Consider the following 17,762-nt stretch of genomic DNA (forward strand, 5'->3'; position numbering starts at 1 on the left):
TAAATTAAATGAATTACATAAAAAGCGCAGGAAAAATATTATTGTATCTCTTAATTTATTATGGATTTCAACTGCTATTTTTTTTAATACTTGGGGTAGATGCACTTTTAAAAGGTCTGAGCAATACTGAAATGGAAAGCTATATATATAAAAATTCAGGACTTATGATGATTTTATCCATGATTATATCTTTGATAATATATTTTTTCATACTTAGAAATAAGGAAAATAATGTATTTAAAAGATATAATTTTAAAAATATAGGTATAAAGAATATTATGTTAATAATAGTAATCTGTATATCCTTCTCCATGATTTTATCTGGAATTGTAGAATATGTGATAAAGTTTTTTCCATCCTATAATGAAACTTCTAAAATGATAAGTATGTCCATGAATTCTATACTGGGAATACTGGCAGTGCTGCTCTTTGCACCTATTTTTGAAGAAATACTATTTAGAGGAATGGTATTAGGTGAGATAAAGAATAAGGTTAATATAACCGCTGCCATTATTATTCAGGGTGTTCTCTTTGGAATTTACCACATGAACTTATTTCAGAGTATTTATGCAGGGGTTTTAGGAATTTTATTAGGTTTTATATGTGTAAAAGCTGGAAGTATAGTAGGTTCCATAATAGCACATATAACCTTTAATATCTGTGGAAGTACGGTATTACCTTATTTAGTGGAACTTAGCGGAAAATTTGCATTCTTATATATTATAGCAGGAGTTCTTATTTTTATAATATCACTATATAAATTCAATAGATGTAATATTTTAAATAGAAATGGAATATATGATTAGTAATATAAAATAGGAGAAAAGCTTTCACCATATAGTGAACAAAAATCTCCATCACTTTCCCATATTTGATATTTGAACTTTTTAAACTCTCCACTATCAGCTTTCCACTGAAAAAAGTGCTGTCACATACATATGAAACAGCACTTTAATTATTTATTTTATGTTCAACTAAGCTTTATTTTTGATATTATATTTAAGGAAAATTACAGAGCTAAAGCATCTTTTTCACCAGTTCTTACTCTGATTACTTCATCTATATTTCTTACAAATATTTTGCCGTCTCCGGGATTTTTTGTCTGATTTACTTTGATAATAGTTTCAACTACTTCATCTACATCTTCATCATTTACTACTATAGTAAACATTCTGTTTGAGATTAGTCTATGCTGATTTGAGATTTCCTGTTGTGTATAATCATTTGTGCCGGGAGTCCATTTAGTTGGGGTAAAATCTACTTTCTTTTTACCTCTTCCAAGTACTTTTCTACAAGTAAAAGATGCAAAGCCAATTTCTTTTAGAGCTTCTGCGGTTAAACCTACCATATTCATTCTAACAATAGCAGTAATTTCTTTCATAATTAAAATCCCCCTTGTAACAAATTTTATAGACCTTTTAAGCCAGTACTTATAGTATATACTTCGTCTAGTGAGGATATAAATATTTTACCATCACCGAAATTTCCATTTTCAGCGGTTTTTGCATTATTTATTATAATTCTAAGGACATCATCTTTGTCTTCATCATTTACACCAACCATAAGCATTTCTTTAGGAATTTCATCGTAATGAATAGATCCAGCAGTAATTCCCTGTTGTTTACCTCTTCCAACTACATCATATTTTGTTACAGCAGGAAATCCTGCTTCATTTAATTCTGATAATACTTCATTTACTTTCTCTGGTCTTATAACAGCTTTAATTATTAACATAACAATCTCCCCCTAAAAATAATAATTCAAATGTTTTTTGTTATTAAATCCTATAAGTAAACGTTATCATTTTGTCCTTAAAATGTCAATGCTTTTATAATATATTTTCGTAATTTGTATAAATTTTGTAAAATGTATTATAAAATATTTATTATAACACTATAAATTTTGTGAGATTATAAAGAGGTTACTGCTTTGATTACTAGCAGTAACCTCTTGTGAAGGTTTAATATTTTAAATTAATTATCTATAGTAAGATCTTCTTCGTCCTCTGTTTGAGAAAAATTTAATTATTTTATATATAATAAATATTATTACAGCAACGGCTGCAACTATAACAGCTGTTACACCACCATAGAGTAGTTTATTATCACCTATTAAGCTACTGGTAGAAACACCAGGGTACAGCTTATATTTTTTTGTCACTCCTCTTTCTGTTAATGTAAGTGTTCCAACAGAGGTATCTTCTTTTAGTTTCCATGGATCTAAGGAGGAAACATCAGCTGTTACTTTCTTTTCTCTGTCGTTTAAATTATTTTTGTAGTATTTAGCATTTTCCTTTAATACCAATGGTACTTTAATAGTTTTTTCTGGACCCAAAAATGCTAATGGCTTATAACTGAGAGTTTCTGTTTTATAAGTTGAATTATTTGAATATAGGTTAGTATAGTTTATAGTATAGCTGTAATTAATTAGATTTTCCATATCTTTAAATACTAAAGTATCTTCACTGTCATATCCAGAATTCATAACCACACCTATAATTTTTCTGCCATCCCTATCAAAAAGTGCCACTAGACATTTTCCTGCTTCTTTAGTGTAACCAGTTTTACCACCAATACAGGTTTTATCGTAAAGGGAAGTTTCCTTATCTAAAATAAGCTTATTTCTATTTTCTACAGGAATGTTAATTCCGTCTTCAGTAGTAATAGTAGCCTCCTTTTGTTTTACAGTATTTAATATAGATTTATTTGAAAAGGCAGCTTTGGCAATTACACTCATATCGTAAGAAGTGGTGTAATGTTGAGGGTCGTGAAGCCCATTAGGTGTTACAAAATGAGTATTTTTAAGACCAAGTTCTGATATTTTTTTATTCATTAGTGCTGAAAATTCTCTATTAGTATCGCCGACATTATAATCAAGTTTTCCAAGTATATTATCTGCAATCATATAAGCTATGTCATTTGCAGAATATACTAATAGTCCTTTCATAGCATTATCTACAGTCATCTGTTGTCCTACATTTAGAGGCTTTTTATCTAAATTTATAGATGCAGAAGGTTGAGATTTTGCACTGGAAGTATATGTAAGTAAATCAGATGGTTTTTTTGATTCCACCAGTAATAAAGCAGTTAAAAGTTTTGTAGTACTTGCAGGATATACTCTATCATCTAAATTTTTTTCATATATTACTTCTCCGGTTTCAGCATCTATTGCAACGGCAGTTTTAGCATAGAGCTTAGGAGGTTCACTGGTTCCAACGGCGAAGGCTGTAGAACTTATAGAAAGAGAGATTGACAAAGTTAATATTAAAGAAATAATTTTACGTTTCAAAATTCATCGCTCCATTTTAAATAAAAAATTTTAATATATGTTAAATTAAAATAACTTAAATTTGTATTTTAAGTACATACTTTATTTAAAATAAATTTTAAATAAAGCCAAAAGACATAATAAGTATATCATTTAATAAAATTCATAACAACAAAAAAACTATTCGTTCATTTATTTTTAAACACTTTTTCTTGAAATAATAAAATGTAAAAGAGCAGTCTTTTATAGGCTGCTCTAAAATAGATATTTTGTAAGAATAATTATTATTAGATTCTAGATGAAAATTTCTTTTATGATTAAAGTTATATAAATTTAATCATGGAATAAATTTAAACTGATTTTTTTCCTGCTAGATTTATAGAAAACATAGATATGGCCATAACTCCAATATATATAAATACATAATATATTGGTATTAAACCTGCTGTAAAAAAGAATTTAAAATATATAAATAAAGCTAAAGAAGCTAAACACCAAAATATATAAGTGCTTCCCATTATATTATTCTTTTTTCTCCAGGATACAGGATCCTTCATTTTACCAATTATTTTATCTCTAGATCTATTATCTGGAGAAGTTTTTACTATAAGGGTTTTATAATAAATACAGAATGCTAATGAAATTAAAGCTATACCTAGAAAAAAATATGAAAAGGAAATACTAGTAACAAACATGATAACACTCCTCTCAAATTCTTATTTGTAAATAGTATTCCCTAAAAAGTAAAAAAATAAAACACTATAACAATTTATTAGAAATATATAAAGATAAATCAGTTCTCACATAATTATTTTTATATAGTAAAATTGTTTAGTGTTTAAAAAATAGTTTATTTCTTCGTATGGACTTTTATGTTTAGAAATTTATTAAACAAGTTTATTAAATCGATATACTGATACTCAACATAGGGTTTCTCATCAGAGGTTAAATCACTTTTTATGTTCTTTTTTGAAATAGTAATATCAATTATTTCGTCATTATGTTTAAATTTTACGATATAATTTTCAATACATTCAGTATCTTTTATTATTGTAAAATTTGTAGGCATTGTACATATTTTTTCAATGGATATAAGATTGGCTTTTACTATGGGCCTTCTTGATATTAATTTTTTGAACAAATAATTAAAAAGTTGAATTAATGACAGTATGAATAAACCACTAAAAGTTAGTCTATAATACATTTTAACATATACAATTGTATCGAAATAAAGATTATATTTATTAAAAAAAGATGAATTCAAAAAAATATAAAGTATAATTGGCGATATAAAAAAACAAATTACAAAAATTATTACATAATCTAATAATTTCTTCTTCAAAACAAAATCCTCCTTAAAAAGTCAATATGAAACAAAAAATTACTATGTAAAAATTATAGTCTAAAATACTGTAATTTAAAAGAGTTAATATTAAAAAATAGGCTGTGTTTAGTATATAGTTTTGATAGATATACAAATATATTAATAGTTATATTTTTTATACCAATATAAAATTCATTAATATCTATAAAAATAATATATATTTTAAATTTTTGTTAATTGGTATAAATTTGGAAAAAACTATTTATTTTTTTATTATAATAATATATAATAGAAAAAAACAGATGTAAACATTATCATTAACATTTTTTAGGGGAGAGTGTTATTATGGGGAAATGTCCTTTTTTAAGTAGTAGCAATAAGTATGTTGAATGTTTTGAAAATTGTGCGTTTTATAATTTAGAAGATACAAATGGGGAATGTCCTTTTAAATCAATTACAGGAAAATCTAACAACAAAATCAGAAAACTACATTACAATGATTATATGGATGAGGAATATGTATTAGATTTTGAAGAAGAATATGAAAAGGTAGAATATTTATAAATTAATTTAGTTGTGACAGTATAATAAAATTCCAACAAATAAGATTTTATCTTATTGTAGGAGGGTGTGTTTTATGGAAAGAACCTTGGTGTTAATAAAACCAGATGGAGTTAAGCGAAAATTAATAGGAGAAATTGTAGGATTTTATGAGAGAAAAAATCTTAACATAATTGCTTTAAAAATGCTAAAAGCTAGCAAAAAATTAGCAGAGGATCACTATAGTCAGCATAGGGGGAAAGAATATTTTAATGAATTAATTGAATATATAACTGAGAGCAGGCTTTGTGCCATGATATTAGAAGGAACGGATGCAATAGCAATTGTAAGAAATATTCATGGTAATAAAGATCCTAAAATTGCAGCTATGGGCACTATAAGGGGAATTTATGCTGATGGAACTACAAGAAATTTAGTTCATGCATCTGATAATAGTGAAAATGCAAAGAGGGAAATAGGAATCTGGTTTCCTGAGTTTGAAAATTATTAAAAATAATATTAAAATAAAAAGTAAAGGGAATGAAGTACCTTTACTTTTTATTTTGGAGTTGATAACTATGAAAAAGCCCAGAATTATTAAAATATTTGGTTATATGTATGAACTCAATAAACGTAATTTAAAGGTGTATAGAGTTCCTAAGAGAATTCCAAAGGTTGATCCCATTGTGGAAAATTCAATTCATTGGGTAGGACATGCCACTACTGTTATAAATATGTATGGAAAAGTATTTTTAACAGATCCTGTGGAAGGAAATCTTGGCCACTTAAAAAGACTGGTAAATCCATCTATAGATTTAACTGATATCAGTCTGGATTATATACTTATAAGCCATGGTCATATGGATCACCTAAATTACAAAGTTTTAAGCAGGCTTAATAAAAAAACTCCAATTATTGTCCCAAAGGGCATAAAAAATATGCTTAGATTTAGAGGCTTTAAAAATATACATACTCTAAGTGCTGGACAGATATATAGAGATAAGGCTATAACAATTACAGCTGTAGAGGCAAATCATGTAGGAAGAAGATATCCTGGACTTGGCTTTGGTGATAGTAATTCTTATATAATCCAGCATAGAGATAAAAAGGTATTGTTTGCTGGGGATACGGCCTTTACAGATATATATAAAGGACTTACACTTAATGCAGCTATAATGCCTGTAGGATGTTATAAGCCTGATGAATTTACAAAGATGCATTGTACACCTAAGGAAAGTTACCAAATGTTTAAAATGATGGATTCTGGAATAATGGTACCAATTCACTACAAAACCTATATTTTAGCTCAGGATGAAGATGAGGAAACAGAAAAGACACTTAAAGCTATAGATGATAAAAAAATAAAGATTATTGATGTAGGAGGAACTGTGAAGATATAATTAATGTTAAAATTGCTAAAAAGTATAAATAATTGTTATTTTTCTAATAATACCAATATAGAATATATTTTAAAGGAGAATAACTATGTTTAAAAGAAGTTTAATTACAGTTTTATTTTTACTTTTTATGTTAAATACAGTAAGCACTGCTTATGCTGAAGTAAAAGACTCCAGAGGCTATACTAGTACTAAAAATGATGCTGTTGTAATGGAAAAATTAGTTCAGTTTAGAATTTCCATAGAAGATTTTTTAAAAGAACGTTTAGGTTTTGCAGAAGAAGATATACAGAAATCTAAAGATTCGGGAAAAAATGCCTTTGATTTAGCTAAAAGAAATGGAATTACTGAAAAACAGCTTAAAGATAGTATAATAGAAGTAAAGTGTAAAAAGGTAGATGAGGTATTAAACAAGGGAATTATTACAGAAAAGATGGCAGATGTTATGAAAAATATTATAAAGTCCAAAACAGAAAAATGGAATGGAAGTTTTAATACTATATCTTTTTAATAGATAGAAATTCACAAAAATATATTTAGATGGTATGGGGGGATAAATTTTGGAATTTAAAAAGGTTAATAATAAATGGATATTGAGATTGGACAAAGGAGAAGAAATTATTTCCACTCTAAAAAGTTTCTTCAAAGAAAAAAATATAAAATGTGCTTTCATAAGTGGAATTGGTGCTGCCAATAAGCTGAAACTGGGAGTCTTTGATGTAAAAAAGAAGGCTTATAATTTAAGAGATTTCTCAGGAGACTTTGAAATTACATCCTTGATAGGAAATATAACAAGCTTAGATAAAGATGATATTTATGTGCATCTCCATGCAACTATTGCAGATATAGAATGTAATGCATATGCGGGACATGTTAAAAGTGCCTATGTGAGTATAACTGCGGAAATACTTATAGATGAAATGGAAACAGAAGTGGGGAGGGACAAAGATCCAGATTTAAAAATCAATATATTTAAATTTTCACCTAACTAACTTGGCGTAAGTCTTCCACGCACTCTGTACAGCCCTCACACAAAATCGAAAAGAAGATTTTGGTTCTCTGCCTGCACTCTGTGAAAGTGATTCGCACCAAATTAAAATTTGGGCTCTCTACTTTTCTTAAAGTGGGAGTTCGACGCCAAGTAAGTCATGCATTTGCAGTTCTAAAATTCAGATGGGGTAAAAGAATCCCCACCGGAATTAAGAACTTGCTTCAATAAAAATTTTTGTGTCAAAAGTTACCTCAAATTCATATTATGTAACAATGAATTTAAAATTTAGCATTGTTTTTTTGTAATGCTTTAGGAGGTAGCTATGAAGAAAAAGTTATTTTATTCTTTTGCGATGCTTTTATCTGTAATTTTAATTGTAAGTGTTTTTACAGGCTGCGGCAGCAGTACTGACAGCAAAACTTCTATTAAAAAAGTAAAACTTAATGAAGTAACCCGTTCAGTATTTTATGCACCTATGTATGCGGCTATAAATCAAGGGTATTTTAAAGAAGAAGGGTTAGAGCTGGATATTAGCACTGGGCAGGGAGCAGATAAAACTATGCAGCAGGTAATAAGTAAAAATGCAGACATAGGTTTTTGCGGACCAGAGCAGTCTATCTATATTCAAAACCAAAATAAAGAAGATTATCCTGTAGTTTTTGCACAGCTTACTCAGAGGGATGGATCTTTTCTTGTAGGAAGAAATGAAGAAAAGGATTTTAAATGGGAATCCTTAAAGGGTAAAACTATTATTGGAGGAAGACCAGGCGGAGTACCAGAAATGGCACTGGAATATGTACTTAAGAATCATGGAATAGATCCTAAAAAGGATGTAAAAATAATAACAAATATTGACTTTACTGCTACTTCAGGAGCTTTTAAAGCTGGTACTGGTGACTATGTAGCACTTTTTGAACCTACAGCAAGTATTTTAAAAAAGAGTAATTCTGGATATATTGAAGCATCCATAGGAGCAGCAGCAGGTGCTATACCTTATACCTGCTATTTCGCAACAAAATCCTATATAGATAAAAATCCTGATGTGATTCAAAAATTTACTAATGCTATCTACAAGGGACAAAAATGGGTAAATAGTAATAGTGATGCAGCAGTGGCTGAAAAGATTAAATCCTTCTTCCCAGGAACGGATGTAAAACTTATACAGGAAAATGTGAAGAACTATAGAGCTGTAAATGCCTATGCTACTGATCCTGTAATAAAGGAAGATGATATAAACAGACTTATGGATATAATCCAAGGTTATAACAGTAGCTTAATCAAGAAAAGACCAGCTTTTAGTAAACTCGTAAATACAGATTTTGCTGCGAAGGCTGTGAAAGAGGTTAAGTAATTATTATACAACAAAAAGCATCATGGAAATTTGTTACGGGTTAATAAATTTTCATGATGTTTTTATTATGATTTCAGAAAAGTTATAAGATGTATCTAATAGAAAGCGGATTAATTCAAAGACTATTATCTTGATATAAAATTTTTTGGCATAACTGATATATTTGAAAAAGGTACAAATGTAATTGTAATATATTAGATATTGTAATTGTATATTTTTGTTTATGATATCAAAACAAATGAGACTAGTAGATGAAATAAATGGAGAAGAGAAAAATGGTCTTCTTTTTATGTTTATATTAAGTAGCTTAGAGGTATATTTATGTTTATAATTGTGAAAGTTTTGACATATATACTTTAATGTTATATAATAACATTAAAGTATTAAATATCAAAAAAATATAATTTGTAGTATATAATTTGCGCTAAATATAATATCATATATAATATAGAATATTATATATGATATTAAAAAGTTATTTTTACTTATAAAATAATTTTTTAAACTATATTTATGTTAAATAATTAGCAATACTATTATGAATAGGTTTTCATTAAATAATATCTATACTTAATCTATAGACATTGTTTTTGGAATATAATAAATATTAAGAAAGAAGTGTATATTTATGAAAATTACAAAAACTGATGAGTTGGACATAGGGTTAGAGAAAGTTAGATCTGCTCAAAGAAAGTTTTCAACTTATTCTCAAGAACAAGTTGATGAGATCTTTAGAAAAGCCGCCATGGCAGCAATTGATGCGAGGATACCACTTGCAAAACTAGCAGTAGAAGAAACTGGTATGGGACTTGTAGAAGATAAAGTTATAAAGAATCATTTTGCAGGTGAATATATTTATAATGAGTACAAAGATGAAAAGACCTGTGGAGTTATAGAAAAAAGTGAACCTTATGGTATTACTAAAATTGCAGAACCAATAGGGGTTATAGCTGCTATAATACCTACAACAAATCCTACATCTACAACGATATTCAAGTCATTAATAGCTCTGAAGACAAGAAATGGTATATTATTTTCACCACATCCAAGAGCAAAAAATTCAACAATAGAAGCAGCTAAAATAATACTTGATGCAGCTGTTAAAGCAGGTGCACCAGAAGGAATAATAGGATGGATAGATGAACCTTCAATTGAATTAACTCAATATTTGATGCAGAAATCAGATATAACACTGGCTACAGGAGGGCCATCCATGGTTAAATCTGCTTACTCATCTGGTAAACCAGCAATTGGAGTTGGTCCAGGAAATACTCCTGTTATAATTGATGAAACTGCACATATAAAGATGGCAGTAAGTTCAATAATTCTTTCCAAAACCTATGATAATGGAGTTATATGTGCCTCAGAGCAATCAGTAATAGTTTTAAATTCAATATATGATAAAGTTAAAAAGGAATTTGAAGAAAGAGGCGCTTATATAATTAAGGAAAATGAATTAGATAAAATGAGAAAAATAATTTTTGTAAATGGAAGTATAAATCCTGATATAGTAGGTCAATCTGCATATAAAATAGCTTCAATGGCAGGAATAAGTGTGCCTAAGACCACAAGAGTTCTTATTGGAGAAGTTACTTCTTTAGGAGAAGAAGAACCCTTTGCTCATGAAAAATTGTCTCCAATTCTTGCAATGTATAATGCTGAAAATTTTGATGATGCATTAAATAAAGCTGTAATCCTTGTTAATTTAGGAGGACTTGGACATACTTCAGGGATATACGCAGATGTGACAAAAGCAAAGGACAAGATAGATAAATTTAGTAACGCTATGAAAACAGTAAGAACTTTTGTTAATATACCAACAGCGCAAGGCGCAAGTGGTGATTTATATAATTTTAAGATAGCTCCTTCATTTACACTAGGTTGTGGTTCGTGGGGAGGAAATTCAGTATCAGAAAATGTTGGTCCAAAACATCTCTTAAATATTAAAACAGTAGCTGAAAGGAGAGAAAATATGCTTTGGTTTAGGGTTCCTCAAAAGATATATTTTAAATTTGGTTGCCTTCAATTTGCATTAAGAGAATTAAAGGATTTAAATAAAAAAAGAGTCTTTATAGTAACAGGTAAAGTTTTATATAAACTAGGATATGTTGATTCTATTATAAAGATTCTTGAAGAAATAGGTGTTGCTTTTAAGGTATTTAATGAGGTAGAACCAGACCCTACCTTGGCTACAGCTAGAAAAGGTGCTGAGGAAATGCTGCGTTTTAAGCCTGATGCTATAATAGCTCTTGGTGGAGGTTCTCCAATGGATGCTGCAAAAATAATGTGGATACTATATGAACATCCTGAAGTAAGATTTGAAGATTTAGCTATGAGATTTATGGATATAAGAAAAAGAATATATAATTTTCCAAAGCTTGGCCAAAAAGCTATGATGATAGCTGTAGCAACTTCAGCTGGTACAGGATCAGAAGTTACTCCTTTTGCTGTAATAACAGATGAGAAAACTGGGGTTAAATATCCATTGGCAGATTATGAATTAACTCCAAATATGGCTATTATTGATGCTGAATTAATGATGAATATGCCTAAAGGATTAACAGCAGCATCTGGTATAGATGCATTAGTTCATGGTATAGAAGCTTATACGTCAGTACTTGCTTCAGAATATACAAATGGACTAGCACTAGAAGCAATAAGGTTAATATTTAAGTATTTACCTCAGGCTTATTTAGAAGGAACTACTAATGAAAAAGCGAGAGAAAAAATGGCCCATGCATCAACTATGGCAGGTATGGCTTTTGCTAATGCTTTCCTAGGTGTATGTCATTCTATGGCACATAAATTAGGGGCAGAACATCATATACCACATGGAATTGCTAATGCATTATTAATTGAAGAGGTTATTAAATTTAATGCGGTAGATAACCCAGTAAAACAGGCTCCATTTCCTCAATATAAATATCCTAATGCTATATGGAGATATGCAAGAATTGCAGATTATCTAAAATTAGGCGGTAATACAGATAAAGAGAAAGTTGAACTCTTAATTAAGGCTATTCATGAATTAAAAGAAAAATTGAATATACCTTTAACTATTAAGGATGCAGGAGTTTCAGAAAAGAATTTTTATGCAACTTTAGACAAAATATCAGAGCTAGCACTTGATGATCAATGTACAGGAGCCAATCCTAGATTCCCATTGACAAGTGAAATTAAACAAATGTTTATAAATGTTTTTGATTAACGAATAATATGTAAATATAGTTTATCTTTAAAACTAGTAATTTATAACATGTATTTTCATTAGTTCATCAAATAATGGAAATACATGTTTATTATTTTTGGTAACATTTTAGTTTACATATTTAAATTAGTATTTTATAGTATATATCTGTATTATTTGGTAAATGGTAGAGATATATTTTTATTACTTTGTTTGGTAACGGTTTAACTGAATATGATTTAATATATCAGGCTAAAAGGTTGAATATAGAATTATTGGTAGTAAAATACTTTATAGGCAACTAATTATAGTGCACATGATCTTTTAATATTATATGATTAAAGCTACTAAATAAAGAATTTAACTGCTTTTCTTATTAATATTAATCTGTATATTGAAATTTTTTAATTTAGTCAAACTATAAAAAGAAGGGATTATGAAATGAATAAAGTAGTTAAATTTGAGAATTTGAGGTCTATTTTTAAGGATGGAATGACTATTATGATTGGCGGTTTTTTAGATTGTGGTACACCTGATGGATTAATTGATATGTTAATTGATTTAAATGTAAAAAATCTAACGATTATAAGTAATGATACTAGTTTCCCAGATAAAGGTATAGGGAGACTAATAGTAAATAGTCAAGTAAAAAAAGTTATTGCTTCTCACATCGGTACCAATCCTGAAACAGGAAGAAAAATAATTACTGGTGAGATGAATGTAGAACTTTCACCTCAAGGAACATTAATTGAAAGAATACGTGCAGGTGGATCAGGTTTAGGTGGGGTATTAACTCAAACTGGACTAGGAACAGTTGTAGAAGATGGAAAACAAAAACTAACAATTAGTGGTAAAGAATATTTATTAGAGCTTCCATTAAAAGCAGATGTAGCTCTAGTAAAAGGAAGTGTAGTAGATGAGTTTGGGAATACCTGTTATAAGGGAACTACCAAAAACTTCAATCCTTATATAGCAATGGCTGCTGAAAAAGTAATAGTTGAAGCTGAAAAATTAGTGAAATGTAACCAATTAGAAACAGAATATGTAATGACCCCAGGAGTGTTAGTAGATTATATAGTAAAGGGGGTAGCTTAATTGATTACAGATATAAAGTTAGCAAAAGAAATTATAGCAAAAAGAGTTGCCAAGGAACTAAAAGATGGGCAACTTGTAAATCTAGGAATAGGGCTTCCAACCTTAGTTGCAAATTACATTCCAAAAGAATTTGAAATTACGTTTCAATCAGAAAATGGAATGGTTGGAATGGGATCAATGCCTACCCACGGCCATGAGGACTCAAATATAATAAATGCAGGTGGACAATGTGTAACTATACTACCTGAAGGAACTTTCCTTGATAGCTCTACATCCTTTGCTTTAATTAGAGGTAGACATGTTGATGTTACTGTGCTTGGTGCTTTACAAGTAGATCAATATGGTAGCCTAGCTAATTGGATTGTTCCAGGAAAGATGATAGCAGGAATGGGTGGAGCTATGGATTTAGTAACCGGTGCTAAAAAAGTAATTATAGCAATGCAGCATACCCGTAAAGGAAAACCAAAAATTTTAAAAAAATGCACTCTGCCACTTACTGCAGAAGGTAAAGTAAATTTAATTGTTACAGAACTTTGTGTAATAGAAGTAACATCTGATGGTTTGCTACTAAAAGAAATTAATAAAGATACAACTATTAATGAAATTAAGTCTTTAACAGAAGCAAATTTAATTATTCCTGACAAAGTTGAAATTATGAATATTTAAGTTAATATTGTAAAAAGTTAATTATACAATTAATATTAATAAATATATTGTAAGTAGTATTGTAAAATAAGAGGTATTAATAATAATTGTTTTATATAATTCATATTTTTAATCATATAATATTTAAAAAGACCATAAGAAAATGCCACCAAATATTGGTGGCACTTTTTATAAAATAATATATTTTAACTATTTTTTAGATAATCATATACTACTTCAGGCGCAGGAAGAGTTAAATCTGTAAGAATATGAGAACTAGATACTATTTCTTTTACAGGCAAATCATTAAATGGTGCCATAGCATGATCGAACAATTGTAATCTTGCAGGACCAGTCCATGCCTCGTGTATAGTAATATCTGTAATTTGTGCACATACTAACTCACAAATTCTTGGAGTTCCATCATAATTGGGTATAATTTTTAACATATAATTAGGACTACAAATTTGGTTACGTGCTTCATTTATATCTAAAGATTGATGCTTATATCCCATAGTGGCAGTTAGTACTCTTAATTTTCCATAATCTAATGTACCGACTAATGTATCTGAATCAACAAACAATTTAGGATAACCCAGTTTCTTAGGATAAGAACTAAGTTCTCTTCCAACAGCAATAGCTGGATGATTATCTAAATACATCATATGCAAATAGTCACCTTTTTTACCATTAAAACTTACAGGAATAACCTGTCCACATTCGGTATAAGATCCTAATCCACTTACATCAGGCATAGCCATCATTTCAAATCTAACTAATGGTTCATTTAATTCAAGAGGTTCTGGCACAACTTTACGTAAAGCATTTGCATCTGTACGATATACAATATTAAGATATTCACGATTATGAAACTTATAAGGACCTCTTGGAAATGCTGGAGCAGTTAGTGGCATAGAAATTTGTTTAGATACTTCACTTTTTAACATAAAAATTCATCTTCTTACTTTTAACTATATTTGGCAATTTCTCAATAATTAAATTGGAATTTAGTATTTAAATGTAAAACATAAATACTACTCAGGATATGCCATTATCCTTTTTAAAATAGATTTAATACATACTCTAAAATCAATTAAAAATCTATATTTTATTAAAGGATTTAATTATTACTTATACTCTTCAAAAATTAGGTATTTTTATAAATTTAAAAAAAGGTTTAATTTCAATTTAAATATAGATATGTTTTATTGATTATTAGATCTTAGAGAGCAATTAAATTGCATTTTCACTAATTATTTTTTCACCTTGAATCGCCTCGAATGTTATATTATTATTGGAAATACCTTATAAAGTATTTCTAATAATAATATAACACAATATCCATATAAAGTAAAAGGGCTAGCACTATTACTTGGAATTATGAATCTAATGGTATTAAATAAAAAGCGAAAGTAAAAAGTTGTCTATACTTTTCTATGAGTTTTTTATTTGTACTGTAATTTTGTTTTACATAAAAGTTTAGCTATTTACAATCATATTTATAAAAAAATAAAACCTAGGACTTATTATATTCCTAGATCTTATTTACTGACTTACTATAGTTATATTGAGATGCTGCATAATGAGATAGCTTTCTGGTGCGTTCATAACTTTATATCTTACAGTAGCCATCTGCGGTCTGTGATTAGGATTTATTATCTGAGCCATTATGTTTCCACCAAAAGCAGGTCTTATCTGAACTAAATCAGTATTTTCTTTCATTTCAAGTATTGTACAGTCTGATGTAAGACCAGTTTTAAATCTAGCCGCTATTCTTGGTGCTAAAGATCTTCCAATGGTAGTAGCACCAACTAATATAGTTGAAGGCTTAACTTTATTTATAAAGTCTTCTGCTGCTGCAGTATAGGGTTCTATTCTAAAGTCTTTAAGAGCTTCATCATCATACACAAATACTTCATCAATACCATAATGTAAAAGTTCTTCAGCCTTATCAGAAATATTATAGCCTAAAAATACTGCATATACAGGATGACTTATTCTCTTCGCCAATTCCTTAGCTTTTCCTATTAACTCAAAGGTTACAGGATGAATGTTTCCCTCTACATGGTCAACATAAACCGCAACTCCATTCCAAAGGCCTTTATCTATACTTTCAACTTTCTCTTCAATAAATTCTACTACTCCCTTTGGACCTTTTCTAACACAGAGCTTACACATTTTACAGCCTGCATTCATTTCAATTTTTCCGTCTTTCTCTTCTATGGCTCCAAAAGGACATATCTTAACTAAATCTTTTATAATTTCATCTGTTAACTTTTCTTGATGAACGAACAACTTACCCATAATAATCTTCCTCCTATATTCCTATGTAGATTCTACAATTCCACATAGATGAAATCTTAAAACTAAATATTATTCTATATAAATTTTAATTCTTTAAGTTTATCAGCAATTTGTTTTCCTATTTCTTCTCCAGTACCTTCAAATTTTTCTCTCTTAATATCATGTACTGGTGGAAAGATTCTTTCAACCTGAGTTGGTGAACCATTTAATCCATATCTATTTTCATTCTGATCTTCAAAATCCTTTAAACTTATTACCTTTATATCTTTATCCTTAGTTTCAAGCTTTTTCTTATAGGAAGGAAGTCTAGGTTAGTTTATATCTTTTTCAACTGTAAGTAAATAAGGGTATTTAGCCTCTACTGTTTCTATAGTATTTGCATGTCCATAGTAACTACTATAGAATTGTCCTTAACTTCAGCAATATCAATTACATTGGCAATATGAGGTATATTTTAGTTATTCCGCCATTTTAGTTTGAATAGAGAAGTTATCGTATTTATAAGATGCGTTTTTTGAATTCTTAGGAAGTTTTTTAGTAAAATCATAATGGATATAATCCAAGGTTATAACAGTAGTTTAATCAAGAAAAGACCAGCTTTTAGTAAACTCGTAAATACAGATTTTGCTGCGAAGGCTGTGAAAGAGGTTAAGTAGTACGTAAAAAAATTATTTATGTTAAATGCAATGAGTTTTAATAACAGATAAAAAAATAGGTAGTTTTGTAACTACCATCAATTAGGTTGATTATACTATATGTAAATATTAACATATTTATATTAAAAATGCAAATTAATTATGCGCTGTCTTTAATAATTAATTTTATTTATAGTTAAAAACTTTTGTAAATTAATCAATATTTTCTTAATCATTACATTTTCATTCATCTGTTCATTTATAAAGTATAAAAATCTTTTATGGAGAAAAAATATTCTAATAACAATATATTTATTTAGTAATTAATTTATTCAGTTAGTATAAAGCTATAATTGAAATTCTAATATTTAAATCGTTTATGTGAATATAGTTAGGAGAGATACAGTATGAAAATTGAAGGATTTTTCAGTGGAATAAAAAATGCAAATAAAGCTGTAGAAGTATTGAAAAGGGAAGGTTTTGAAAATTCTGTAGTGGATTTAAATAGCCATTATGTAACTAATATGCATCACTCTTCGAGAGTAGCAGGGGCTAAAAATGGAGTTAACTTATCTACACTTATACTGGATACTGAAAATTACAGCGCTGATGAAACAACTTCTGCCATAAAAGCAGCAAATCCAATGGTAAGCGGCATGGGAAGCTTTGAAGAACTGGCAGATATAAATTATAGGGTAATAGTTGATGCAGATAACAGGGGTGCAGAACAGGCAAAAAGTATTATTGAGAATATGGGAGGCAATTTAAAAAATTATAATGTTAACGTGATAGATACTATAAAATAAAATTATCAAAGAGAAAAATTTGTTTTATAGTATTTTGCTAAATGGAGTAAGAATTATAAAAATTAAAGTAGGAAAATGTGTATTGACATAGAAATACAAAACAAATATAATTGTATTAATAAGTTTTCATATATAAACAATATATTTAATAGGTTATTTGTTTCATAACAAGTATATTATTAAGTATAAGCTCAGTTTTATTTTTTCATCTGACTAGAAA

Annotated in this window: 17 protein-coding genes and 2 pseudogenes; 11 read left to right on the top strand and 8 right to left on the bottom strand. The window is 28.6% G+C overall.

From position 1 onward, the window contains the following. The first annotated feature begins 8 nt into the window (after positions 1-8). Positions 9-806 carry a CPBP family intramembrane glutamic endopeptidase gene (locus tag CLPA_RS07280; RefSeq protein ID WP_003447267.1) on the top strand — a complete coding sequence of 266 codons (798 nt, stop codon included), beginning with the start codon at positions 9-11 and terminating at the stop codon, positions 804-806. 203 nt (positions 807-1,009) lie between these two features. Here CLPA_RS07280 and CLPA_RS07285 read toward each other — a convergent pair whose 3' ends face one another. The 5 genes from CLPA_RS07285 to CLPA_RS07305 form a co-directional block, all read right to left on the bottom strand. Further along, positions 1,010-1,381 (bottom strand): P-II family nitrogen regulator, encoded by a 372-nt coding sequence (locus CLPA_RS07285; protein WP_003447266.1) that lies wholly within the window; start codon positions 1,379-1,381, stop codon positions 1,010-1,012. 26 nt (positions 1,382-1,407) lie between these two features. Further along, positions 1,408-1,734 (bottom strand): P-II family nitrogen regulator, encoded by a 327-nt coding sequence (locus CLPA_RS07290; protein ID WP_003447265.1) that lies wholly within the window; start codon positions 1,732-1,734, stop codon positions 1,408-1,410. Between the two features lie 243 nt (positions 1,735-1,977). Beyond that, positions 1,978-3,288, bottom strand: a complete 1,311-nt coding sequence (locus tag CLPA_RS07295) for a D-alanyl-D-alanine carboxypeptidase family protein (protein WP_003447264.1) — start codon at positions 3,286-3,288, stop codon at positions 1,978-1,980. Between the two features lie 329 nt (positions 3,289-3,617). Continuing rightward, positions 3,618-3,962, bottom strand: coding sequence for a hypothetical protein (locus tag CLPA_RS07300; RefSeq protein ID WP_003447263.1), 345 nt, complete (start codon positions 3,960-3,962; stop codon positions 3,618-3,620). 155 nt (positions 3,963-4,117) lie between these two features. After that, positions 4,118-4,609, bottom strand: coding sequence for a hypothetical protein (locus CLPA_RS07305; protein WP_003447262.1), 492 nt, complete (start codon positions 4,607-4,609; stop codon positions 4,118-4,120). A gap of 327 nt (positions 4,610-4,936) precedes the next feature. Between CLPA_RS07305 and CLPA_RS07310 the strand changes: the two genes are divergently transcribed. The 9 genes from CLPA_RS07310 (at position 4,937) to ctfB (ending at position 13,818) form a co-directional block, all read left to right on the top strand. Next, entirely contained in the window at positions 4,937-5,155 is a 219-nt protein-coding gene (locus tag CLPA_RS07310) for a hypothetical protein (protein ID WP_003447261.1), read from the top strand. Positions 5,156-5,228: 73 nt separating this feature from the next. Continuing rightward, positions 5,229-5,642 (top strand): nucleoside-diphosphate kinase, encoded by a 414-nt coding sequence (gene ndk / locus CLPA_RS07315; protein WP_003447259.1) that lies wholly within the window; start codon positions 5,229-5,231, stop codon positions 5,640-5,642. A gap of 67 nt (positions 5,643-5,709) precedes the next feature. After that, positions 5,710-6,531: an MBL fold metallo-hydrolase gene (locus tag CLPA_RS07320; RefSeq protein ID WP_034829323.1), complete on the top strand. Its 822-nt coding sequence runs from the start codon at positions 5,710-5,712 to the stop codon at positions 6,529-6,531. A gap of 85 nt (positions 6,532-6,616) precedes the next feature. Beyond that, entirely contained in the window at positions 6,617-7,039 is a 423-nt protein-coding gene (locus CLPA_RS07325; protein WP_003447254.1) for a hypothetical protein, read from the top strand. A gap of 49 nt (positions 7,040-7,088) precedes the next feature. Beyond that, the gene (locus CLPA_RS07330) at positions 7,089-7,520 is read left to right on the top strand and encodes a PPC domain-containing DNA-binding protein (protein ID WP_003447253.1); all 432 of its coding nucleotides are present in this window, start codon (positions 7,089-7,091) and stop codon (positions 7,518-7,520) included. A gap of 321 nt (positions 7,521-7,841) precedes the next feature. Continuing rightward, a complete protein-coding gene (locus CLPA_RS07335; RefSeq protein ID WP_003447251.1) occupies positions 7,842-8,870 on the top strand; it encodes an ABC transporter substrate-binding protein in 1,029 nt (342 codons plus the stop codon). 628 nt (positions 8,871-9,498) lie between these two features. After that, positions 9,499-12,078, top strand: coding sequence for a bifunctional acetaldehyde-CoA/alcohol dehydrogenase (adhE, locus tag CLPA_RS07340; protein WP_003447250.1), 2,580 nt, complete (start codon positions 9,499-9,501; stop codon positions 12,076-12,078). A gap of 420 nt (positions 12,079-12,498) precedes the next feature. After that, a complete protein-coding gene (ctfA, locus tag CLPA_RS07345; RefSeq protein ID WP_003447248.1) occupies positions 12,499-13,152 on the top strand; it encodes a butyrate--acetoacetate CoA-transferase subunit A in 654 nt (217 codons plus the stop codon). Beyond that, positions 13,153-13,818, top strand: coding sequence for a butyrate--acetoacetate CoA-transferase subunit B (gene ctfB / locus CLPA_RS07350; RefSeq protein WP_003447246.1), 666 nt, complete (start codon positions 13,153-13,155; stop codon positions 13,816-13,818). Positions 13,819-14,003: 185 nt separating this feature from the next. On the opposite strand, the gene adc is transcribed toward ctfB, so the two are convergent. From adc to CLPA_RS21645, 3 genes and pseudogenes are all read right to left on the bottom strand, one after another. Then, positions 14,004-14,744 carry an acetoacetate decarboxylase gene (gene adc / locus CLPA_RS07355; protein WP_003447244.1) on the bottom strand — a complete coding sequence of 247 codons (741 nt, stop codon included), beginning with the start codon at positions 14,742-14,744 and terminating at the stop codon, positions 14,004-14,006. Between the two features lie 646 nt (positions 14,745-15,390). Continuing rightward, a pseudogene (locus tag CLPA_RS07360) lies at positions 15,391-16,101 on the bottom strand (electron transfer flavoprotein subunit alpha/FixB family protein); the annotation flags it as partial. 74 nt (positions 16,102-16,175) lie between these two features. Continuing rightward, positions 16,176-16,555 (bottom strand): annotated as a pseudogene (locus CLPA_RS21645) (electron transfer flavoprotein subunit beta/FixA family protein); the annotation flags it as partial. A gap of 588 nt (positions 16,556-17,143) precedes the next feature. Between CLPA_RS21645 and CLPA_RS07365 the strand changes: the two are divergent. After that, entirely contained in the window at positions 17,144-17,542 is a 399-nt protein-coding gene (locus CLPA_RS07365; RefSeq protein ID WP_003447240.1) for a hypothetical protein, read from the top strand. The last annotated feature ends 220 nt before the right edge of the window (positions 17,543-17,762 follow it).

It is taken from the genome of Clostridium pasteurianum DSM 525 = ATCC 6013 (assembly GCF_000807255.1).
Classification (GTDB): Bacteria; Bacillota; Clostridia; order Clostridiales; family Clostridiaceae; genus Clostridium_I; species Clostridium_I pasteurianum.